The following is a 20,689-nucleotide window of genomic DNA, read 5'->3' as shown; positions in this document are numbered from 1 at the left end:
ATCACGTCCAGCCCAGGCGACGCTATACAAGGTGAGCCAGCTGACCGATAGATAGAGTCGACAAGATTCCGAATATTGACGACAACGGGCGACGAAGATGGGCAGAAGACGAAGCTCGCGTTTCGCACCGATGTCGTCGACGGGACCAACGAAATGTCGATCGCGTCGGCCAGGACGACACGGTCGCGCGCTCTTGGGATCAGGTTCGTCACCGGCACAGAGTGCGGTGTAGTCACACTCCACGCCATGCCCGCACGACGACGATTTGCGGGGCTGCATGATGTGGTCGGGGTTGCCCGTGACCGTGAGAGCGGGGTGACGCTCGCTCAGGTCGCGGTTCCCGGACTGGGCGATCGGAGCACGATGGCTCGCGCATGCTTGGCGATGACGGGGGAGACGAGGGTCGCGGACCACTCGTCGTCTTAATACGGTCGTTATCGACTTCCGGTGTGCCGCGCCTGCCAGCCATCGCACGGTCCTGCGTTAGCCCTCGCGTGGGAGAGACGCTGTCTGCTTGGACCCGTGCGGTGTTGAACTGTGAACCCGTCGCACGATTGACTTGAATCAAGTTAGGTGAAGTGATTCAGGAGGTGGAGTGATGAACAATATTGTTGCCGCGATCGAGAGCGCGCGTATGGCGGCAGGCGTGTCGCAGCGAACGCTGGCGGATAGGACGGGCATCTCGCAGTCCACTCTGAATCGCATTCTTGGCGGTGAGCGCGCGGCGAAGATGCCCGAGGTCATTTTGATCTCGGATGCTCTGGGATGCACGGTATCCCAGTTGACGGGAAGTGCTGTTGCGGATCGTGTGACGTGCGCGGCCCGATCCGTGAACGGTGCAGACATGGCCGCTATGCGGCAGAGACTCCTGCACTTCATGGAGATCGACGCTTACCTCGATGACCACGCGATTCCTGCAGCGTGATGCCGAGCGCAGAGCAACACGCGAAGGCGGCTGCTGAACAGTTCCGCGGGAAGCATCAGCTGGGCGTGCAGCCTCTCGGGGACCTCGTCGCTCTGATCGAGCAGACCACAGGGCACGATGTCGCGGTGCTCGATGCGGTGCCCGATGCCCACGGTTTGACGATGCGTGACCCGGCGCGGGGGCGGGTGTTCATCGGGGTCGCGCGGACCCCGCATCCCATGCGTCAGCGAAGCACGCTGGCGCATGAACTGGCGCACGTGGTCTTCGACGACGAGATAGATGACCTCGCCCTGCGAGGGTCGGAAGAGATACGCGCCGACGCGTTCGCGCGTCACCTGCTCGTCCCACTAGGCGGCCTCGAGGCGGTCCTCGATGACGTGGATCATGCGAATGAAGGAGTCCTGTCCACCGTCGTGCAGCGCTACCTCGTCTCTCCGGCGATGGCGGCGATTGCTCTGAGAGACGCCGGGGTGATCTCACAAGCGACGGTTGACGCATGGAGGAGCCTCAGCACGCGGTATCTCGCTACGCGGTTCGGCTGGAGTGACTTCTACGCCACGCTCCAGGACGACTCGAATCGTCTCCGTGCTCCTCAGGCGCTGGTGTCGCGGTCCGTCGCTGGATATGCCGCTGGAGTGCTCTCGGCTCAGGCCGTGGCAACCTTGCGTGGGGTGCCTGTAGGCACTGTCGTGGCCGAGCTTGCGGAAATCGGCATCGTTCCGCAAAGCGTCGATGCGGAGGACTTCGAAATCGATGAACTGCCGCAGATCGATCTCGACTTGAGTGATCTGGAGGAGGGCGGCGCGTCCTCATGACCGCCAAGGTAGGCCAACCCAGTCAACCGGCCCGAGGTGCTCTCAGTCGGCCGGGAACGCAACAAGTGCCCGATGACGCGCCGGAACCACGCGTCCATCTTCCGATCGGGGACCGTCTGGCCCGACAGCACGAGGATGCACCGGGCCCCGGCGTGACTGGCGTCGTCGAGTGTCTCGGTGATCGTGGGCGAGTGCCCGCCCAGCACCGCCGTCGCGAACACGACGTCGGGCCGGCGCCGAGCGAGTCGGGTGAGTGCGAGCGTCAGTTCGGCAGCAGGGTCCGCTCCGCGATTGGTGGGCGCGGTGACGATCACCCAGTCAGGAGACGTCATTTCGGCTGCTCCATCGATTCGCATAACACCACCAGCGGTCCGCCGGTCCGTGGGTGGCCGATCACCTCGGCGTCGATACCGTAGACCTCGGCCAGCAGCGTCGGGGTGAGGACGTCGGTTGGCGTTCCGACTGCGTGCACCGCGCCCTCGCGGAGAACTACGAGGCGATCGCAGTACATGGCGGCCAGGTTCAGGTCGTGGATGGCGGCGACCACGGTCAGATCCAGCCGCCGCACCGTGTCGAGCAGCCCGAGCCCGGCGGATACGTCGAGGTGGTTGGTCGGCTCGTCGAGCACCAACACGGTGGGACGCTGAGCCAAGGCACGCGCCACTTGGACCTTCTGCCGCTCACCGCCCGACAGTGTGTGCCAGGTGCGTCGTCGCAGCGTGTGCAGGCCCAACGCGTCGATCGCGTCGTCGACCCCCGTCATCGACTCCCCGAGGGGGCGACCCCAGCTCGAACCGTGCGGGATGGTCCCGAGTTCGACGATCTGTTCCACCGTCAACTGCATGGCCGTCGCCGACTGCTGTTCCACCTCGGCGACGGTGCGGGCGAAGTCCCGTCGTTTGACGCTGTGGACGTCACGACCGTCGAGTAGGACGTGACCGGCGTCTGGCCGCTGCCAGCGCATGATCATCGACAGCAGAGTCGACTTGCCAGATCCGTTCGGACCGATGATCCCGGTGAACTCGCCGGAAGCCGCAGTGCATGTGACGTCTCGCAGGATGTGGTTCGCGCCGAGGGCGAAGTCGACGCCGCAGATTTCGATGTTCACTCGAATCCCTTCTGCCTGCGCAGCAGCCAGATGAACGCGGGTACGCCGATCGCCGACGTCACCAGTCCGAGCGGCAGCTCCCGCGCGTGCATCAGGCTGCGCGCCAGAATGTCGGCCCACACCACGATCAGCGCGCCGACCAGAACCGCCATCGGCAGCACGCGCGCATGAAGCGGTCCGACGAGGAAGCGCACCAGGTGCGGAATCACCAATCCGACGAAGCCGATGATCCCCGACAGGGCGACGAGGACGGCGGTGCACAGCGACACGAGTGCGTACAGGGCCCATCGGGTCCGAGCGACGTTCGTTCCCAGGCTTGCCGCAGCCCGCTCCCCGAACGCGAACGCGTCGAGCGTCCTGGCGCAGAAGAGCACGACCACCACCGTTACCCCGGTGACGACGACGGTGAGGAGCATCGTGTTCCATCGGACGCCTGCCACCGAGCCGAGCGACCAGAACATCACTCGTTCGGCGGTCCCGTGCGGCCCGAAATAGATCAGTCCAGAACTGAGCGCCGACGCCAAGAGTCCTACCGCGACACCCGCCAGGATCAGCCTGCCCGGCATCAGTGCGCCGCCGCGTGTGACGGAGATGGCGAACACCAGGACCAGTGCGGACATCGACCCGACGAATGCGGCCAGGGACACCACCGGGCCGCCTGCGAGGGTGCCGAACCCGATACCGGTGCTCAGGACGACTGACGCGCCCAGCGCGGCGCCGCCCGACATTCCGAGTATGTAGGGGTCAGCGAGTTGGTTGCCGGTCAATGACTGAAGCACGGCGCCGCACACCGCGAGGCCCGCACCGATCACCGCGGCGCCGACCACCCGCGGGAGCCGGAGGTCGACGACGATGTGCTCATCGAGGATGTCGACTCCCGAGGTCAGTCCGAGTCGCCCGAGGATCGCGTCGGTCACGGTGCCGAGCGACAGGTCGGCCGAGCCGATGATCACCCCGAGTCCCATGCTGACGAGGAGCAGCCCTGTCAGCCCGACCATCCAGAGGACGAACGACGGGGTGCTGCGCACCCGTTTGAGCACGCGCGGCCTACTGCTTCGCGAGCGCGTCCGACAGTCGGACCGCGCCATCGATCATTCGTGCACCGGGCGTGCTCTCGGAGAACGGGAAGACGACGTACGACGCGTTCTTGACGGCGTCCAGTTCCCGTAGGGCCGGGTCGGACTCGAGGTACTGGCGTTTGGCGTCTGCCGGGTCCCATTCGGCGTCGACCAGCACGATGACGTCCGGGTTCGCTTGCAGAACGGACTCCCAGCCGGTGTCGGCCCAGTTGCCCGAAAGAGTGTGGAAGGCGTTGGTCGCGCCGACGGCGTCCATGACCAGTTGAGGGCCGCCGTCGCGCCCGCCGACGGACGGGCTGTCGGTCTTGGAGTCCCACCACATCAGAGTCTTGTCGGCCCCGGCGTTTCGCTTCTTGAGTTCGTCGAGCGTCGACCGCATCGCGCGGTTCACTTCGTTCGCCTCATCGGTGCGGCCGAAGAGGACGCCGTAATCGTGGGTCTCTCCGGCGACCGCGTCCCACGACGGCTCGGGACGTTGCGACTTGTCGTCGCAACCGAAGGGTGACACGTACGAGGCGACACCCAACTCGGCCAACGAGTCCTGGCTGCCGAGGGCCTTGTCGTCGAAGGCCGAGGAGTACGACGCGGTGACGAGGTCCGGACGCTTCTCCAGGAGTGTCTCGCGATCGGGGTATTCCTCGGCGAGAACCTCGATGCCGTTGTACGCCTCCGCCCATTTCGGCGCGATGGCGTCGTCGAGGTAGGCCGTGCCGACCATCTGGTCTTGCGCGCCGATCGCCAGTGCGGACTCCGTCGCCCCCTGGTTGACGGTGATCGCCGATTCGGCGGGCACGTCCATGGTGATCGTTCGGCCGCAGTTGGTGAGCGTGATGGAGGCGTCAGAGGTGTCGGCGTCGTCGCTGCTGGTGCAGGCGGACAGTGCCAGTGTGCCGGCGAGACTCGCGAGCACGGTGAACTTCGTCAGGGTACGCAAAGCGACCCCCTTTCCAGATCTCGTGGAATTACGGGGTACGCCGCGGCCGGTCTCCTGGCTCAGCAGGGGCTCCCGGCGTCGTGCCTTCCCGAATGGCGACCGTTGTCGGCCGCCGGTTCAGTGGCTGGAGGCTTTCACTCCAGACGACTTCCGGACCTGCTCACAGTGGCGAGTCCGCGCCGGATTCTCACCGGACTTCCCGTACACCGTGACGTATCGCGACGAGTGTATCGGCAGTCGGAGGAAACCGACGATTCCGCAAATTCGCCGCGAGCGCGCAGTGCAAGACGCGCATTCACAACGCGAAACGTTTCCCAACGCTTGACCCTTCAGGCGATCAATCTAGGAGTAGACCTATACGGGTGCGGTGCGTGTCTGCGGAGCTCTGCTGCGGCCGCCGCGCTCGACGGCGGGTGTTCGCGGTCACGATCTACGTCGTCGGCGGTCGATATAGTGCTGAATCGGGGCGGCGACCGCCCGTTGATCGTCGAGGAGGACCCGTGGCTGAAGGCTCGAACCCGCTGAGTCGTCGGCGGGAAGTCGGATCGGCCAGCGCTCGTTCGCTTCTGTTGACGATCCTCGGCGAGTTCGCGTTGCCCCGCAAAGAACCGGTGTGGACCTCGACGATCCTGGATGCGCTTGCGCTCCACGACGTCGAGGAGCGTGCGGCTCGGCAAGCGCTGTCGCGCACCTCTTCTGAAGGGCTGCTCGCCTCGAGTCGTCATGGCCGACGCAGCGCGTGGGAACTGACCGGATCGGGCGTCGACCTTCTGACTGAGGGGACCGAGCGGATCTACGGTTTCATGCGGAGTGCGCCCGCGTGGGACGGCAGATGGCTGACCCTGGCGGTCTCGATCCCGGAGACACAGCGCAAACTGCGGCACCGCCTCCGCACTCGGTTCACCTGGCTCGGACTCGGCTCTCCGCAGTCGGGCCTCTGGATCACTCCAGACACGTCTAAGGCGGACGACGTCCGACGTGTGATCGATGACCTCGGACTGTCGCGCCAGACCTTCTCCTGGGTCGGGGCGACGTCTGGGATCGGCGACGAGAAGGCCCTCGTGTCGGCGGCCTGGGACCTCGCCGACGTCGAATCGCGATACGTCGACTTCCTCGGGTTGTTCTCTGAGCGGCGCGCGGAGTCGACGACCGAAGCGTTCGTCGCGCAGGTGGAGCTCGTGCAGGAGTGGCGTCGCTTCCCGTTCCTCGATCCGGACCTGCCACGAGAGCTACTCGACCATGAATGGCCCGGTCCGCGGTCTGCGGCCGTGTTCCATGACCGTCATGCGCAGTGGCATCGCCGCGCCCAGGCGTATTGGGACGAGCTGCAGGCGAGCGCTGCGCAGCGTATCTGATCGCGCGCTTCGCACAGTCTCGGTTCGGCTTCCGCAGCCTCACTCTCCTCGTCGCACCGTCAGCTCACTCGGCGCCCCCCGCAATGAGCAGGCAGCGACGGAGTTGAGGCTGCGGCACGGGAGACGAGGCTGCGCCACGGAATGTTTCTGCATCACATTTATCGACGTCAAGTGGGTTAGGTCACCCTAAATATGTGACAATTTGTTGACGAACTGCCAGAGAGTTGTAGAGTGTTTCTCAGATCGAGGAACACCCGACAGCCCCCGAATGGAGTCCTCTGTGATCGACAGTCTCCCCAGCTATCTCGCCGGCCGGTGGCGTACCGGCACCGGCGACGCTCGCGTCGTCCGGGATGCGGTCACCGGCGAACCGGTCACTCGGATAGCTGCCGCCGACGTCGATTTCGCCGACGTGCTCGCCTATGCCCGCGACGTCGGCGGAAGTGCCCTTCGCGCAATGACGTTCGCTGAGCGGGCCGCGTCGTTGAAAGCGGCGGCCGCAGCGCTCGGCGAGCGCAAGGACGAGTTGTACGAGCTCTCCGCGAAAGCCGGCTCCACTCGCGCCGACGCCAAGGTCGACGTCGACGGCGGGTTCGGCACGGCGATCGTGTACGCCGGACTCGCGCGCAAAGGACTGCCCGACGGCACGGTCATCGTCGAAGACGATGCTCCGACCCAGTTCGGTAAACAAGGTCTGTTTCTCGGACGGCACATCCTGACCTCGCGACGGGGCACCGCAGTCCAGATCAACGCCTTCAACTTTCCGGTCTGGGGCATGCTCGAGAAGCTCGCGCCCGCACTCCTCGCGGGCGTCCCGACACTGGCGAAGGCCGCGACGCCGACGGCGTACATCGCTGAACACGCCGTACGCATCATGGTCGAATCGGGTGCGCTGCCCGATGGCGCGCTGCAGTTCGTCGCGGGCCCGATCAACGGGCTGTTCGATCTTCTCGACGGTCAGGACAGTGTCGGCTTCACCGGATCGGCCGACACCGCAGCATCCCTGCGCTCACATCCGAGCGTCGTCGGCCGGTCGGTGCACTTCACCGCCGAAGCCGACTCGCTCAACGCTTCAGTACTGGGACCCGACGCGACCCCGGGAAGCGCGGAGTTCGACCTGTACGTCGACCAGATCGTCACTGAGATGACGACCAAGGCCGGACAGAAGTGCACGGCTATCCGCCGCGCATTCGTCCCGGCGGCCCAGCTCGACGCCGTGCAGGACGCGCTCGCCGCCAAGCTCGGCGACGTGGTCGTCGGAGCACCCGGAGCCGATGGCGTCACCATGGGCGCACTCGTCGGCACCGACCAGCGAGACGACGTCCGCACTCGGATCGCCTCACTCGCCGCGGACGCTCGCATCGTCGTCGGCGACCCGGACTCCGTCGACGTCGTCGGTGCGGATGCTCGCATCGGAGCGTTCCTCGCCCCGATCCTGCTGCGCGGCGACGAGAACTCGCAGACCGCGCACGACGTCGAAGCGTTCGGTCCAGTCTCGACGCTCCTCCCGTACGACGGATCGTCTGCTGACGTCACGGCGCAGGTGGCTCGCGGGCACGGCTCGCTCGCCGCGTCGGTGGTCAGCGCCGACGCCGACTTCGCAAAGGAGACGGTCCTGGGCATCGCGGCCCACCACGGCCGCGTCCTCGTCCTAGACCGGGACAGCGCGCCCGAGTCGACCGGCCACGGCATACCGATGCCGCAGCTCGTCCACGGCGGCCCCGGCCGCGCGGGCGGCGGCGAAGAAGAAGGCGGACTGCGAGCGGTCTACCACCACATGCAGCGCACGGCGGTCCAAGGCGGGCCAGATTTCCTCACCAGTCTCTATCCCGCTCGACCAGCGTGAGCGGTCTGCCCGCGCTCGACCACGCAGAAACAACCACTCCGAGAACAACACAGGAGAAGACACCATGACCAGCTCCACCACCGACCGCACCGGCGAAGCCCCCAAGCCCAGCGGACCCCTCTCCCAGATCGACTACAGCGAGAAGATCCCGAACAACGTCGATCTGGCAAGCAACCGGCGCCTCCAGCGCGCGCTCGAAGGCTGGCAGCCCAAGTTCCTCGACTGGTGGCGCAACCTCGGTCCCGCGATTCCGACCAAAGACGTGTACTTGCGTACCGCGGTCGCCGTCGGACGCGACGGGTGGGCGCACTTCGATCACGTTCCGATGGAGGAGTACCGGTGGGGCATCTTCCTCGCCGAGGCCAACCCGGATAAGAAGATCAACTTCGGCAAGCACAAGGGCGAGCCCGTCTGGGACGAGGTTCCCGGCGAGTACCGCGCCGACCTGATGCGCCTCATCGTCGTCCAGGGCGACACCGAGCCGGCCTCCGTCGAGCAGCAGCGGGTCCTCGGCGCCACCGCGCCGAGCATCTACGACATGCGCAACCTGTTCCAGGTGAACGTCGAAGAAGGCCGACACCTCTGGGCCATGGTGTACCTGCTCCAGGCGTACTTCGGTCGCGAGGGCCGCGAGGAGGCCGAGAAGCTGCTGCAGCGCAACTCGGGTGACTTCGACAACCCGCGCATCCTCGGAGCGTTCAACGAGGAGACCACCGACTGGCTGCAATTCTTCATGTTCACGTACTTCACCGACCGCGACGGCAAGTACCAGCTCGGCACCCTCAAGGAGTCGGCGTTCGATCCGCTGGCCCGCACCTGCGAGTTCATGCTCAAAGAAGAGGCCCACCACATGTTCGTCGGCACCACCGGCGTCCAGCGCACCGTCGAGAAGACCGCGGAGAAGATGAAGGAACTCGGCACCGACGACGAGAAGACCCTCTTCGAGGCGGGCGTCATCCCGCTGTCGATCATCCAGAAGTACTTGAACTTCCAGTTCTCGGTATCGATGGACCTGTTCGGTTCCGAGCAGTCGACCAACGCGGGTAACTACTACTCCGAGGGACTCAAAGGCCGCTGGCAGGAGACCCGTCGCAAGGACGACCACGTCCTCGTCGACGACGAGCGGACCATGACCTACGTCGAGGACGGCGAGATCCGTGAGAAGGCGGTGTCGGCGCTCGGTTCGCTGAACCTGGACCTGCGTAACGAGTACGTCGCCGACTGCGCCAACGGCGTGGCTCGCTGGAATCAGGAACTCGAGGACGCCGAACTCGAACAACGGCTGACCCTCCCGCACGAAGGCTTCCACCGCAAGGTCGGCGTGTACGCCGACGTCAACGTCAGCCCGGACGGCGAAGTCCTCGACGATGCGACTTGGGAAGCGCGCAAGGACGATTGGCTGCCGTCGAACGCGGACCGTGAGGCCGTCGCCGCGCTCATGGTGCCCGAGTACGAGTACGGCGAGTTCGCCGGTTGGATCGCGCCGCCCAAGACGGGTATCAACTCGCAGCCCGTCGAATTCGACTACGTCCATCTGGCCGAAGAAGGCCTGGCCTGAGAGCCGCGCCGGAACAGCCCATCCCGACCATCCGAAGGACTTGCAGCCATGACTGTTCTCGACGAACCGACCACTTCCGATCAGACCGCGCCACCAGTCGTCGACTTCGCAACAGATCCCGACGAGTACAAGCACTGGACGCTCGTCACTGACGGCGAGATCGCCACCGTCACACTCAAAGTCGACGAGGACGGCGGCCTGGTTCCCGGTTACCAGCTGAAGATGAATTCGTACGATCTCGGCGTCGACATCGAGCTCTACGACATCACGCAGCGTCTTCGCTTCGAGCACCCCGAGGTCAAGTCGGTGGTCCTCACCGGCGGCTTGGAGCGGATGTTCTGTGCGGGCGCCAACATTCGGATGCTCGCGCAGTCGCCCCACTCGTGGAAGGTGAACTTCTGCAAATTCACCAACGAGACCCGCAACGGCATCGAAGACGCCACGTCGAACTCCGGTCAGACGTGGATCGCCGCGCTCAACGGAACGGCGGCGGGCGGCGGCTACGAGGTAGCACTCGCCTGTGACGAGATCATCCTCGTCGACGACAACTCGTCGACGGTCTCGCTGCCCGAGGTCCCGCTGCTCGGTGTCCTTCCCGGTACCGGCGGCCTGACCCGCGTGGTCGACAAGCGTCACGTCCGAAAGGACCGCGCCGACATGTTCGCGACCAAGTCGGAGGGCTACCGCGGCGATACCGCCGTCCAATGGGGTCTCATCGACTCGACGGTGCCACGCAACGCGTTCGACGAGGCCGTCACCACCCGCGCCCACGAGCGTGCGGCATCCTCACACCGTCCCGGTGGGCAGGGCGTCGCATTGACTCCGTTGGACCGTCGGATCACCGACACCGAGATCAGCTACCCGCATGTGTCGGCCACGCTGGATCGCAACGGCCGCAAGGTCGAGATCACCGTGCAGGCGCCCACCGACGCGCCGCCCGCCGACGCTGCGGCCGCCCTCGCGCAGGGCGTCGACTACTGGCCGCTCGCCGTGACCCGCGAACTCGACGACCTGATCCTGCACCTGCGCACCAACGAGAACGAGTTGGGGACCTGGGTGCTTCGCGTGGTCGGCGACGCCGATACTGCGCTCGCCTACGACACCCAGCTGTTGGAGAACGGCGACGACTGGTTCGTCAACGAGGTCCGTCACTACTACAAGCGCGTGATGAAGCGTCTGGACGTCACCAGTCGCAGCCTGATCAGCGTCATCGAACCGGGCAGCGCGTTCGTCGGCCTGCTCGCCGAGATCGCCCTCGCCTCCGACCGGCAGTACATGCTCGACGGCGTCTACGAGGACGTCGACCCGGACGCGACTCCCGCGACGATCCAGTTGACGGCGTCCAACGACGGTGTCTACCCGATGGGCAACGGTCTCTCGCGGATCGAGTCCCGCTTCTGGGGCCGAGACGACGACCTCGACGCAGCCCGTGCCACGATCGGCACCGCCCTCGACGCGGCCGCTGCCGACACCGCCGGACTGGTGACCGTCGCCCTCGACGACATCGACTTCGAGGACGAACTGCGGATCGTGCTGCAGGAGCGGGCCGCGCTCTCGCCGGATTCGCTGACCGGCATGGAGGCCAACCACCGATTCGTCGGACCCGAGACCATGGAGACCAAGATCTTCGGTCGCCTCACCGCGTGGCAGAACTGGATCTTCATCCGGCCCAACGCTTCCGGCCCCGACGGTGCGCTTCGCCGGTATGGCAGCGGCCAGCGCGGCGAGTACGACTTCGGCCGGGTGTAGTCATGGCCGACTACTTCAACGCCGCCGAATACCTCGTCACCCGGCGCGTGGACGCCGGCGATGGAGACCGGACTGCAGCAGTCGGTACCACCACCGTTACGTACGCCGAACTCGACCGTCTGATCGGCGACGCGGCTGCCGCGTACCGGACCGCAGGCCTGCACCGTGACGACCGCGTACTGATCGTCATGGCCGACGACATCCCGATGCTCGCCGCGATCCTCGGAGCGTTCCGCGCCGGGGTCGTCGCGGTGCCGATATCGACGATGTTCAACGGCTCGGAACTCGGAAAGATCATGGCCGATTCGGGTGCACATCTCGTCGTGTGCAGCAGTGAGTTCGTCGACGCCGTCAACGAAGGCCTGACCGCGGCGCCAGACGTCGCGACTGTGGTCCTCGACGGTGACGGCGACCTGAAGGTCCCGAACGGTGTCGCGCGATGGTCGTGGCCCGCGTTCGTCGCAAGTGGGGCCGCCGCCGCACCCGACACCCGGCAGATCGTTCCCACCGCCGACGACTCGTGGGCGCTGTGGCTGTACACCTCGGGCACGACTGGCTTCCCGAAGGCCGCCATGCACCGGCACGCCAACATCCGTCACGTGTGCGAGACGTACGGCGACCGTGTCCTCGGGATCACGCGGGACGACCGTTACCTGTCGATCGCGAAGATGTTCTTCGCGTATGGCATCGGAAACTCGGTGTTCTTCCCGCTGTCGGTCGGGGCGACGACGCTGCTCGAGCGGCGCCGTCCGACGCCAGCGATCGTCGCCGAGCGTGCGATCGCCGATAAGCCGACGTTGTTCGGCGGAGTGCCGACCTTCTTTGCGGCGCTGCTCAACAGCGATCTGCCGGACGACGCGTTCGCGTCGGTGCGGCTGGCGACGTCCGCGGGAGAACCGCTGCCTGCGCCGCTGCTGCGTCGCTTCAAGGAGCGGTTCGGCGTCGACATCATCGACGGCATCGGTTCCACCGAAGCACTGCACATCTTCCTGTCGAATCGGCCGGACCACATCGTTCCCGGCACCACTGGAACCGCGGTGCCGGGATACGAACTGCGGATCTGCGACGGTAACGGCGAACTCGTCGAGGACGGGACTCCCGGCGCGCTGCAGGTGCGCGGCGAGTCGATCGCGCTCGGATACTGGCGGCGCACCGACGCCACGCGTCAGGTGTTCTGTGGCGAATGGTTGATCACCGGCGACACGTATGTGCGCGACGAGAACGGCGACTACACGTGCTTGGGCCGAAACTCCGACATGTTCAAAGCCGGGGGCATCTGGGTGTCGCCCGCCGAAGTCGAGTCTCGTCTGCTCGAGCATCCGTCGGTCATCGAAGTGGCTGTCGTCGGCATCGCCGACTCGGACGGTCTCGACAAACCGGTCGCCGCCGTCGTCCTGTCCGCGAGCGGGGGACAGGTAGACGAGGCCGAATTGATCACCTGGTGCCGTGACGGAATGGCGCACTTCAAAGCGCCCCGCCAGATCGTCTTCGCACCGTCGCTGCCGAAGACGGCGACCGGCAAACTTCAACGATTCATCGTCCGCCGACAACTCGCGGACGGCGCAGGGCAATTGACAGGAGCTGCATCATGACCGAAGCGACGGGGGATGTGACCGGGGCGAGCGAAGCGACGGGGGATGTGACCGGCTCGAGGGAAGCCGACTCCAGGGTCGATGTCCTCATCATCGGTGCGGGCCCGGTGGGTCTGTTCGGCGCCTACTATGCGGGTGCCCGCGGTCTGAGTGTCGCGGTCGTCGACTCGCTGAGCCAGCTCGGCGGACAGATCACCGCGATGTATCCGGAGAAGGAGATCTACGATGTCGCCGGCTTCCCGGCGGTCACGGGCCGCAAGCTCGTCGCCGACCTCGTCGAGCAGGCGCGTCAGTACGATCCGATGTATCTACTCGGCCGAGAGGCGCAGACGCACGAGGTGACCACCGACGGACGGCACCATGTCGGACTGTCGGACGGTTCGACGGTGGACGCCGGGGCCGTGGTCATCACTGGCGGCATCGGCACGTTCACGCCGCGGGCGCTGCCTGCGGGCGAGGACTACCTCGGCCGCGGTCTGGACTACTTCGTGCCCGATTCGGCGCCGTTCCACGATGCGAACGTCGTCGTGGTCGGTGGCGGCGACTCGGCCATCGACTGGTGCCTGATGCTCCAACCGATCGCACGGAGCATCACGCTGGTCCACCGGCGCGACAAGTTCCGCGCCCACCAGGCCAGTGTTGACAAGGTCCTCGCGCACCCGGAGATCGCGGTGATGATCAATGCGCAGGTCACCGGCCTCGACGGTGGCGCAGGCATCGAGAAGGCGATCGTCGAGACGAAAGGCGCGGGCACCGACGTGCTCGAGTGCGAGCGCGTCGTCGCCGCACTCGGGTTCACCGCCAACCTCGGCCCGCTCCGCGACTGGGGGCTCGAACTACACGACAACCGCCATCTCGTCGTGGATTCGGCGATGCGCACCAACGTGCCCGGAGTGTTCTCGGCGGGCGACATCACCGACTACGACGGCAAGGTCCGACTCATCGCGGTCGGGTTCGGGGAGGTGGCTACGGCGGTGAACAACGCTGCGGTGCATCTGGATCCGGACGCGATGCTCTTTCCCGGACACTCCACGGACAACCCGCACTAGCCGGCCTCGCCCGGATTCACGAGGAGGAAACAGTCATGCCATACGTCATCGCCAGTCCATGCGTCGACACGATGGACCGCAGCTGCACCGAGGAGTGCCCGGTCGATTGCATCTACGAAGGCGACCGCAAGCTCTACATCAACCCGAAGGAATGCATCGACTGCGGTGCCTGCGAGCCGGTCTGCCCAGTGGAGGCGATTAGTCAGGACCGTCGCGTCGAGGACGACGACGAGGCGTTCGTCGCCGACAACCGAGCGTTCTTCGAACTGGCACTGCCCGGCCGCGGCGAGCCTCTCGGGGCTCCAGGCGGGTCGCACAAGGTCGGTGCGCTCGGCGTCGACACCCCGATGGTTGCGGACCTGTGAGGTGAGCCGACGTGCTTGACGGACACCTCTTGGTCGACGCGCACGTCCACGTGCCGATGCTCGACACATTGGCTCCGGCGTGGATCGACTGGGCGAGGGAGTTCGGACCCGACGGACTCTTGGAGACCGTGTGGGACTCCGACGGGGCGCCGATTCCGGCGCAGCTCGACGCGGTGTTCGACGCGCAGGGCGTCGACGGCGCGCTTCTGTTGTGCGAGTACAGCCCGAAAGCGACCGGGATGCAGCTCTTCGACGATCTGCTTCCGCTGGTCGAACACAATCCGTTGCGCTTTCGGCCAGTGGCGAATGTCAACCCGCACTTGCACTTTCCCATCGCGAGGGAGCTGTCCCGACAACTGGACCACGGTGCGGCTGCACTGAAGTTGCATCCGGTCCACGGTGGCTTCCGGTGTGACGACCGCGCGTTGTATCCCGCGTACCAAGTCCTCGTCGAGCGCGACGTCCCGCTCATCGTCCACTGCGGAACCAGCACCTTTCCCGGATCGATGAACGAGTTGGCCGACCCGGAGATCCTGTTGCCGGTGGTCCGTGACTTCCCGACGTTGAACGTCGTGCTCGCACACGGCGGACGCGGCTGGTGGTACGACCAGGCGGCGTTCATGGCACTCGCGTACGAGACCGTCTGGATCGAACTGTCGGGTCTGCCGCCCAAGCGGCTGCCCGACTACTACTCGAAGTTCAGTCTGCAACGCCTGTCACGCAAGTGGATATTCGCGACCGACTGGCCGGGGGTACCGGGAGTCGCGGCCAACGCGCAGGCCGTCGCCGACCTCGGATTCGACGATGCCACAGCGGATCTCGTCCTCGGTGGCAACGCGCTCGCCGTATACGCGGGCCTTGACCACCTCGCTGTCGGAAGGGACACGCCATGACGTTCTACGCACTCGGTGATGTGACGCCGACCGTCGACCCCACTGCGTACGTCCACCCGGACGCCGTCGTCATCGGAGACGTCACGCTCGGCGCTGAGGCCTCGGTGTGGCCGGGAGCTGTGTTGCGCGGCGACATGGGCGCGATCGTGATCGGTGAACGGACGTCCATCCAGGACAATACGGTCCTGCACACGACCCCTGAATGGCCGACCATCGTCGGTGATGACTGCGTCGTCGGCCACATCACGCACCTCGAGGGTTGCACGGTGGGTGACCGCTGCCTCATCGGTTCGGGCGCGGTCGTCCTCAACCGCGCGCAGATCGGTTCCGACAGCGTTGTCGGTGCGCAGGCGCTCGTCGCCGAGGACACGGTCGCGCCGCCAGGGACGATGCTTCTCGGTGTGCCCGCCCGCCCCCGCGACGTGGATCCGTCCGATCAATCGGAATGGATCGCGTACGGCGTCGGCGAATACCGCGCGAACGCCCGCCGGTACCGCGCAGAAATCCGCGTCGCCGAGCCTCGCATCGCCACCGTCTCACGTCGCTGACTCGACCCGTCGCTTCCTCCTCCTCGAAGTCCCACTTACACCCTCCTACCAGCCCGATCCACCCACAGGAGATCTCATGACCCCCACGACCAGCACCACCGGACGTCCGGCGCACGAGCTGTCGGACGATGAACTTGAGCAGCAGGGCACCACCGCGCACGAGACGCGCAACTGGGTGTTCCTCAACGGCACTGCGGAACAGTTCGCCACCCATACCGCGCGGATGCTCGAACTGGAGCAGGAGTATCTGCGTAGGCACCCGATGCGCACCTGGCAGGGTTCGGGCGGCGCCGCGGGCGAGCAGTCCGAGCTGGACGTCCTCAAGCAGGCTCTGCGCGGAATCCTCGTCCAGATCACGGCCCTCCTGGATCACGAGCCTGCCGCGACCGGCCCCCAGACGTCGAGCGACGTCGCTGATCCCGTCGTCGCACTGTTGTCGCGGATCGCGGAGTCCGAGGGTAATCGCATGCACAAACTCGAGGTGCATCAGGCGGCCCGCGAGGTCGGTCTGGAGCGTTCGGCCCTGGCCAAGCTCTACCAGTCCGATCCGCCGCTGCTGGTCACCGAGCAGTCCGACCGCGTCCTCACCGCCGCCGGTCGCTTGCGACTGTCGGAGGCGAGCGCGTGAGCGAGACGATCGCACTCCCACAGACCTGCGGTGTCGTCGGCGGTGGACGCATGGGCGCGGGCATCGCGCACGCGATGCTGTTGGCTGGCAGCGGGGTGACGGTGCTCGAACGCGACGCCGACGCGGCTGTCGGGGCCTCCGAACGGGTGGAGCGTGCCGTTCATGCGAGCGTTCGGCGCGGTGTGCTCGATGACGCCGCTTCCGTTCTCGCCCGCTTCTCGTGCACGACGAGCGTCGACGACCTCGCACCGGCTGGACTCGTCGTGGAAGCGGTTCCAGAAGACGTGGCACTCAAGACCGACACGCTCACTCGCATCGAGGGTGTCGTCGCAGGTGACGCGGTGATCGCGACGAATACGAGCAGCATCTCGCTCGACGTGCTCGGCGCAGCGTTGGATGACCCGAAACGTCTTGTCGGACTGCACTTCTTCAACCCGGTACCGGCTTCCAAACTGATCGAGGTGGTCTACGCCGACGCCACCGATGACGCACTGACCGAACGCGCAGCGGGATGGGTGCGTGCGATGGGCAAGACCCCAGTCGTCGTACGCAACGCACCCGGATTCGCCAGCAGCCGCCTCGGCGTCGCCATCGGACTGGAAGCGATTCGGATGGTCGAGGACGGCGTTGCGTCGGCCGCCGACATCGACGCGGCGATGGAACTCGGCTACGGCTATCCGATGGGGCCGCTGAAACTGACCGACATTGTCGGAATCGATGTGCGGCTGGGCATCTCGCGATATCTCGAACAGGAGATCGGTCCGCGTTTCGCGCCGCCTCAGCTGATGGTCGACATGGTCGAACGCGGTGACCTCGGACGTAAATCGGGTCGCGGATTCTACGAATGGGACGACTGATGAGCGCCGAGCGCCTGGCCGTAGCGGAAACCGGCGACCGCGTCGTCGTCACCCTGGACAGGCCTGCGACGAAGAACGCTATCGACGCCGAGATGGTCGCCGAGCTCCACGCCGTCTGTCACCGGCTGGAACAGGACCCGAAGCCGCTGATTATCACCGGTGGGTCCGAAATCTTCGCAGGTGGAGCCGATATCGGACAACTGCGCGAACGACGAAACGTCGACGCGTTGGCCGGAGTCAACTCCGCAGTGTTCGACCGGATGGCAGCACTGCCGATGCCGACGGTCGCGGCCGTCGCCGGATACGCGCTCGGAGGCGGCGCGGAACTGGCATACGCCTGCGACTTCCGGATCGGGACGCCGAGCGTTCGGTTCGGCAATCCCGAAGGCGGCCTGGGGATCCTCGCGGCTGCGGGCGCGTCGTGGCGTCTGATCGAACTGGTCGGGGAGCCGCTCGCCAAAGAGATCCTGCTGGCGGGCCGGACCCTGAACGCCGATGAAGCCAGGGACGTGCGCCTGCTCAACGAGGTCGTCGAGCCCGATGACCTCCTGGCGACCGCGCACCGCTGGGTCGACCGCATACTGCGGAACGCCCCTCTCGCGGTGCGGATGACCAAACTGGCTCTGCAGATGCCGCGGTCGGCGCACCCGACGTTCGACAACGTGGCACAAGCGGTCCTGTTCGAGACAGCGGAGAAGGACCGACGCATGACGGCGTTCTTGGATCGTAAGAAGGAGAAGGCATGACAGCTCTCGTCACCGGTGGCGGCGGCGGAATCGGCGCGGCCGTGGTGGCACGGGTCGCACGTCGGGAACCGGTGCTCGCAACGTATTTCGACCACGCGGAGCGCGCCGACGCGTTGGCTGCGGAGCTGAACGCAGACGGCGGCGACGTCGTCGTCCGACGTGCCGACCTGACAGTGACCTCTGACGTCGTGGCGACGTTCGACGCTGCGGAAGAGCTGGGTCCGATCACCGCGGTCGTCAATTGTGTCGGCGGGTGGGACTACCCGCGCCTGACCGACGTCGAAGACGATGCGATCGATGCGAGTCTGGCCCTGAACCTCCGGTCGGCCCTGCTCGTGTTGCGGGAGTCGGCTCGGCGAGTGGTCGACGGCGGCCGGATCGTCATGCTGTCGAGCGCGGCCGTCGGCATCGCTCCGGCGCGCCAGGTCACTTACGTCGCCGCGAAGGCGGGCGTCGAAGGAGCGGTGCGGGTGGCCGCGAAGGAACTCGCCAAACGGCAGATCACGGTCAACGTCGTCCGGCCAGGGTCCACAGACACCGAGACCCTGCACCGCACCACGGCCGAGAAGGCCGTCGCAGCGATGTCGGCGGCCAACGCTATGCGGCGTCTCGGTACCCCGGACGACGTCGCGGGCGCGGTCGACCTGATGCTCTCTCCCGATTCGAGCTGGGTGACGGGCCAGATCATCGGAGCCGACGGCGGCCTCTATTGACCGGAGACACCGCACGGGCTACTTGTAATGCGGGTTGTTCGTGTACGGCAGTTCGATACTGATGGGCATCCGCAGCTCTGAGATGTAGAGAAGGACGAACTGGCGCAGGATCTCGTCGAAGGTCCAGTCGCCTCCTTCGGCATGCCGGCCTGCAGGACGCCTTCACGGACGAGGATGAAGGGACCCCACGCGGTCTCCAGCAATGGATCCCACACCGGTTCGCGCGGAATGCGGAGTTCGCCGGCGATTCGGTCGCCGAGCATGAATCGGGTCAGGGCACCGAGGACGCCGCGCGACAACAGCGTGAGGTCGAGGTTGAACCCGAGGTCGAGCAGCATGTTGGCAAGCTTGCGGCCCTCGGTGGTGCCCTTGAGGACGGGGTCGAGCGCGATCTTCGCCTGCGCCTCGGAGTCGGCCCACGTCGCCGGCATGCAGGAAACCGGCGGATTCGGCCGTATCGATCGGCACCTGCCATCGCTTGAGCATTCGCATGACCGTCGTCGGCAGGCTGTGCCAGGTCACCATCTGGTCTGCCTGGGTGATCGGCTTCTCCTGGTGCGGCATCCGGGACGACCACTGGTGTTGCTGAGGCAGTAGATGCCGGACCGCGGAATGGATGAGACGCGTCTTGACACAGTGACTTCGGGAGGCTCTGGCCGTTCTTCGTCCACCCGCGTAATGCGTTGTTGACCTTGGTGACGTCGCGGTGCTGATAGATATCGGCGATCAGTCGATCCGGGTCGTCGTCCCACGTGTGCCTCGCGTCGGTCGTCGGTCCCTGGCCGGGGGGAGGCGCCAGCGAGCGCGGACGTCCACCCGAATGCGGGCGCCGCGAGCAGCGCAGCCCCCGTACCGGCCCCGCCCCGTAATACGCGACGGCGTGTCAGATCTTCCATGTCTTCCTCGTCTCGAACGACCGCAATGAAACAGTTAGGCTAAATCTGTAACATACGTAGCACCCGGTGACCGCCGTCACAAGGGGGATGGTTAGAGAGGTAGGATCGGACCGATGACGATCGAGGAGACGACTACTCCCCCCACGTTGTTCGAGCGTGCGACCCGGCGGGCCAACAGCGCGGTGGAACAGCGATCGGCGGACGCCACCAGGGACAAGTTGCTGATCGCGGCGTACGAGCAGTTCTGCATCGACGGCGTGGCAGGCGCCTCCATGGAGGACGTCGCCAAACGAGCCGGAACCTCCCGCATCACGATCTACCGGAAGTTCGACAGCAAAGACGCCCTCGTCGACGAGGTCATCGCCCGCGAACTGACGAGCTACCTCGCCTACTTCCAGAAGGCGATGGCCGAAGCGGAGTCGTTCGCCGACCGACTGGTGACCGGCTTCGTGACGTCGATCCAACAGATCTGGTCCAACCCCCTCATCAAGCGCTTGATCGCCGACGACCCCGCGCTTGTGCCGGGGTTGGTCGGCGGTGGAGGCGGCCGCAACATGTACGCGGTCAGCGAGTTCGTGGCGACCGCACTCCGCAAGGAGCAGCACGCAGGCAACCTGGACGCCTCGGTCGATCCCGACTTGGCGGCCGAACTGATTGCCCGCATCACGGGGTCGTTTGTCACGACACCCGGTGGGCAGGTCGAACTCGAGGACGCCGCCCAACTTGAGAACATCGCACGCTCCTACCTGCTCCCCATGTTGAGGGTCGCGGACAGCTGATGCCAACACCTCCCTGACCAGCGGATTTGACGCTCCGTTTGGATGTGCGTAACTTATGTCGAGTCAGAGCGGTTCGGCCGCGAAGACAAGCCCCTAACACCTGCCGCCAGATGATCACACGATCGGCTGGCGGAAATCGTGTGGGCCCAGTAACGCAGGATCACGGCGGTTTGCCTAGCAAATCGCGGTCCTGCTAGCCTGGGAAGGTCGGCCTGAAAATGGTTGACGCAAACAATGTATGTGCTTGCTGGTGT

General features: G+C 65.9%; 20 protein-coding genes and 1 riboswitch. Of the genes, 16 read left to right on the top strand and 4 right to left on the bottom strand.

The window, feature by feature from the left end:
• Nucleotides 1-598: 598 nt before the first annotated feature.
• Both ACTIMF_RS13260 and ACTIMF_RS13255 read left to right on the top strand, forming a co-directional pair.
• Nucleotides 599-925: a helix-turn-helix domain-containing protein gene (locus ACTIMF_RS13260; protein WP_442350768.1), complete on the top strand. Its 327-nt coding sequence runs from the start codon at nucleotides 599-601 to the stop codon at nucleotides 923-925.
• Nucleotides 925-1,740: an ImmA/IrrE family metallo-endopeptidase gene (locus ACTIMF_RS13255; RefSeq protein WP_442350767.1), complete on the top strand. Its 816-nt coding sequence runs from the start codon at nucleotides 925-927 to the stop codon at nucleotides 1,738-1,740. Before ACTIMF_RS13260 ends, ACTIMF_RS13255 begins: the two co-directional genes overlap by 1 nt.
• A 328-nt stretch (nucleotides 1,741-2,068) precedes the next feature.
• Here the strand turns inward: ACTIMF_RS13255 and ACTIMF_RS13250 are convergent, their stop codons facing one another.
• Genes ACTIMF_RS13250 through ACTIMF_RS13240 form a run of 3 tightly spaced genes read right to left on the bottom strand, consistent with a single transcriptional unit; the run spans nucleotide 2,069 to nucleotide 4,861 of the window.
• Entirely contained in the window at nucleotides 2,069-2,848 is a 780-nt protein-coding gene (locus tag ACTIMF_RS13250) for an ABC transporter ATP-binding protein (RefSeq protein ID WP_442350766.1), read from the bottom strand.
• Nucleotides 2,845-3,888 carry a FecCD family ABC transporter permease gene (locus ACTIMF_RS13245; RefSeq protein WP_442350765.1) on the bottom strand — a complete coding sequence of 348 codons (1,044 nt, stop codon included), beginning with the start codon at nucleotides 3,886-3,888 and terminating at the stop codon, nucleotides 2,845-2,847. Before ACTIMF_RS13245 ends, ACTIMF_RS13250 begins: the two co-directional genes overlap by 4 nt.
• Before the next feature lie 7 nt (nucleotides 3,889-3,895).
• Nucleotides 3,896-4,861 (bottom strand): ABC transporter substrate-binding protein, encoded by a 966-nt coding sequence (locus tag ACTIMF_RS13240; protein WP_442350764.1) that lies wholly within the window; start codon nucleotides 4,859-4,861, stop codon nucleotides 3,896-3,898.
• 27 nt (nucleotides 4,862-4,888) lie between these two features.
• Nucleotides 4,889-5,087: riboswitch (cobalamin riboswitch) on the bottom strand.
• 274 nt (nucleotides 5,088-5,361) lie between these two features.
• Here ACTIMF_RS13240 and ACTIMF_RS13235 point away from each other — a divergent pair.
• The 13 genes from ACTIMF_RS13235 to ACTIMF_RS13175 all read left to right on the top strand — a co-directional run bounded on the left by ACTIMF_RS13235 (nucleotide 5,362) and on the right by ACTIMF_RS13175 (nucleotide 18,760).
• On the top strand, nucleotides 5,362-6,216 hold the full coding sequence (locus ACTIMF_RS13235; RefSeq protein ID WP_442350763.1) for a PaaX family transcriptional regulator: 855 nt from the start codon (nucleotides 5,362-5,364) through the stop codon (nucleotides 6,214-6,216).
• A 280-nt stretch (nucleotides 6,217-6,496) separates the two neighbouring features.
• A complete protein-coding gene (gene paaZ, locus ACTIMF_RS13230) occupies nucleotides 6,497-8,062 on the top strand; it encodes a phenylacetic acid degradation bifunctional protein PaaZ (RefSeq protein WP_442350762.1) in 1,566 nt (521 codons plus the stop codon).
• 64 nt (nucleotides 8,063-8,126) lie between these two features.
• Nucleotides 8,127-9,620, top strand: coding sequence for a benzoyl-CoA 2,3-epoxidase subunit BoxB (boxB, locus tag ACTIMF_RS13225; protein ID WP_442350761.1), 1,494 nt, complete (start codon nucleotides 8,127-8,129; stop codon nucleotides 9,618-9,620).
• Nucleotides 9,621-9,668: 48 nt separating this feature from the next.
• Nucleotides 9,669-11,369, top strand: a complete 1,701-nt coding sequence (gene boxC / locus ACTIMF_RS13220) for a 2,3-epoxybenzoyl-CoA dihydrolase (RefSeq protein WP_442350760.1) — start codon at nucleotides 9,669-9,671, stop codon at nucleotides 11,367-11,369.
• A gap of 2 nt (nucleotides 11,370-11,371) precedes the next feature.
• Nucleotides 11,372-12,961 carry a benzoate-CoA ligase family protein gene (locus tag ACTIMF_RS13215; protein WP_442350759.1) on the top strand — a complete coding sequence of 530 codons (1,590 nt, stop codon included), beginning with the start codon at nucleotides 11,372-11,374 and terminating at the stop codon, nucleotides 12,959-12,961.
• On the top strand, nucleotides 12,958-14,010 hold the full coding sequence (locus tag ACTIMF_RS13210) for an NAD(P)/FAD-dependent oxidoreductase (protein WP_442350758.1): 1,053 nt from the start codon (nucleotides 12,958-12,960) through the stop codon (nucleotides 14,008-14,010). The genes ACTIMF_RS13215 and ACTIMF_RS13210 overlap by 4 nt, the downstream gene beginning before the upstream one ends.
• 35 nt (nucleotides 14,011-14,045) lie before the next feature.
• Nucleotides 14,046-14,375 carry a ferredoxin gene (fdxA, locus tag ACTIMF_RS13205; protein ID WP_442350757.1) on the top strand — a complete coding sequence of 110 codons (330 nt, stop codon included), beginning with the start codon at nucleotides 14,046-14,048 and terminating at the stop codon, nucleotides 14,373-14,375.
• A gap of 11 nt (nucleotides 14,376-14,386) precedes the next feature.
• A complete protein-coding gene (locus ACTIMF_RS13200; RefSeq protein ID WP_442350756.1) occupies nucleotides 14,387-15,268 on the top strand; it encodes an amidohydrolase family protein in 882 nt (293 codons plus the stop codon).
• Entirely contained in the window at nucleotides 15,265-15,816 is a 552-nt protein-coding gene (locus tag ACTIMF_RS13195) for a gamma carbonic anhydrase family protein (RefSeq protein ID WP_442350755.1), read from the top strand. Before ACTIMF_RS13200 ends, ACTIMF_RS13195 begins: the two co-directional genes overlap by 4 nt.
• A 76-nt stretch (nucleotides 15,817-15,892) precedes the next feature.
• Entirely contained in the window at nucleotides 15,893-16,444 is a 552-nt protein-coding gene (locus ACTIMF_RS13190; protein ID WP_442350754.1) for a DUF6158 family protein, read from the top strand.
• A complete protein-coding gene (locus ACTIMF_RS13185) occupies nucleotides 16,441-17,301 on the top strand; it encodes a 3-hydroxyacyl-CoA dehydrogenase family protein (protein ID WP_442350753.1) in 861 nt (286 codons plus the stop codon). Before ACTIMF_RS13190 ends, ACTIMF_RS13185 begins: the two co-directional genes overlap by 4 nt.
• Nucleotides 17,301-18,047, top strand: coding sequence for an enoyl-CoA hydratase/isomerase family protein (locus ACTIMF_RS13180; protein WP_442350752.1), 747 nt, complete (start codon nucleotides 17,301-17,303; stop codon nucleotides 18,045-18,047). The genes ACTIMF_RS13185 and ACTIMF_RS13180 overlap by 1 nt, the downstream gene beginning before the upstream one ends.
• Nucleotides 18,044-18,760 carry an SDR family NAD(P)-dependent oxidoreductase gene (locus ACTIMF_RS13175; RefSeq protein ID WP_442350751.1) on the top strand — a complete coding sequence of 239 codons (717 nt, stop codon included), beginning with the start codon at nucleotides 18,044-18,046 and terminating at the stop codon, nucleotides 18,758-18,760. The genes ACTIMF_RS13180 and ACTIMF_RS13175 overlap by 4 nt, the downstream gene beginning before the upstream one ends.
• Here ACTIMF_RS13175 and ACTIMF_RS13170 read toward each other — a convergent pair.
• Nucleotides 18,754-19,191 carry a hypothetical protein gene (locus ACTIMF_RS13170; RefSeq protein WP_442350750.1) on the bottom strand — a complete coding sequence of 146 codons (438 nt, stop codon included), beginning with the start codon at nucleotides 19,189-19,191 and terminating at the stop codon, nucleotides 18,754-18,756. The two genes, ACTIMF_RS13175 and ACTIMF_RS13170, sit on opposite strands and share 7 nt — an antisense overlap.
• Nucleotides 19,192-19,769: 578 nt before the next feature.
• Between ACTIMF_RS13170 and ACTIMF_RS13165 the strand changes: the two genes are divergently transcribed.
• The gene (locus ACTIMF_RS13165) at nucleotides 19,770-20,435 is read left to right on the top strand and encodes a TetR/AcrR family transcriptional regulator (protein ID WP_442350749.1); all 666 of its coding nucleotides are present in this window, start codon (nucleotides 19,770-19,772) and stop codon (nucleotides 20,433-20,435) included.
• Nucleotides 20,436-20,689: the final 254 nt, after the last annotated feature.

It is taken from the genome of Gordonia sp. (in: high G+C Gram-positive bacteria) (genome assembly GCF_052106715.1).
In the GTDB taxonomy this organism is placed as follows: domain Bacteria; phylum Actinomycetota; class Actinomycetes; order Mycobacteriales; family Mycobacteriaceae; genus Gordonia.
The sequence above is the reverse complement of the archived record's forward strand: the minus strand, read 5'-3'. Positions and strand labels throughout refer to the sequence as shown.

What these genes read in the sequence shown, in the direction of transcription:
- boxC (WP_442350760.1), top strand. Translation starts at nt 9,669, where the DNA reads ATGACTGTTCTCGACGAACCGACCACTTCCGATCAGACCGCGCCACCA.
- ACTIMF_RS13190 (WP_442350754.1), top strand. Translation starts at nt 15,893, where the DNA reads ATGACCCCCACGACCAGCACCACCGGACGTCCGGCGCACGAGCTGTCG.
- ACTIMF_RS13175 (WP_442350751.1), top strand. Translation starts at nt 18,044, where the DNA reads ATGACAGCTCTCGTCACCGGTGGCGGCGGCGGAATCGGCGCGGCCGTG.
- ACTIMF_RS13165 (WP_442350749.1), top strand. Translation starts at nt 19,770, where the DNA reads ATGACGATCGAGGAGACGACTACTCCCCCCACGTTGTTCGAGCGTGCG.
- ACTIMF_RS13180 (WP_442350752.1), top strand. Translation starts at nt 17,301, where the DNA reads ATGAGCGCCGAGCGCCTGGCCGTAGCGGAAACCGGCGACCGCGTCGTC.
- ACTIMF_RS13260 (WP_442350768.1), top strand. Translation starts at nt 599, where the DNA reads ATGAACAATATTGTTGCCGCGATCGAGAGCGCGCGTATGGCGGCAGGC.
- ACTIMF_RS13215 (WP_442350759.1), top strand. Translation starts at nt 11,372, where the DNA reads ATGGCCGACTACTTCAACGCCGCCGAATACCTCGTCACCCGGCGCGTG.
- boxB (WP_442350761.1), top strand. Translation starts at nt 8,127, where the DNA reads ATGACCAGCTCCACCACCGACCGCACCGGCGAAGCCCCCAAGCCCAGC.
- ACTIMF_RS13210 (WP_442350758.1), top strand. Translation starts at nt 12,958, where the DNA reads ATGACCGAAGCGACGGGGGATGTGACCGGGGCGAGCGAAGCGACGGGG.
- fdxA (WP_442350757.1), top strand. Translation starts at nt 14,046, where the DNA reads ATGCCATACGTCATCGCCAGTCCATGCGTCGACACGATGGACCGCAGC.
- ACTIMF_RS13255 (WP_442350767.1), top strand. Translation starts at nt 925, where the DNA reads ATGCCGAGCGCAGAGCAACACGCGAAGGCGGCTGCTGAACAGTTCCGC.
- ACTIMF_RS13170 (WP_442350750.1), bottom strand. Translation starts at nt 19,191, where the DNA reads ATGCCGGCGACGTGGGCCGACTCCGAGGCGCAGGCGAAGATCGCGCTC.
- ACTIMF_RS13195 (WP_442350755.1), top strand. Translation starts at nt 15,265, where the DNA reads ATGACGTTCTACGCACTCGGTGATGTGACGCCGACCGTCGACCCCACT.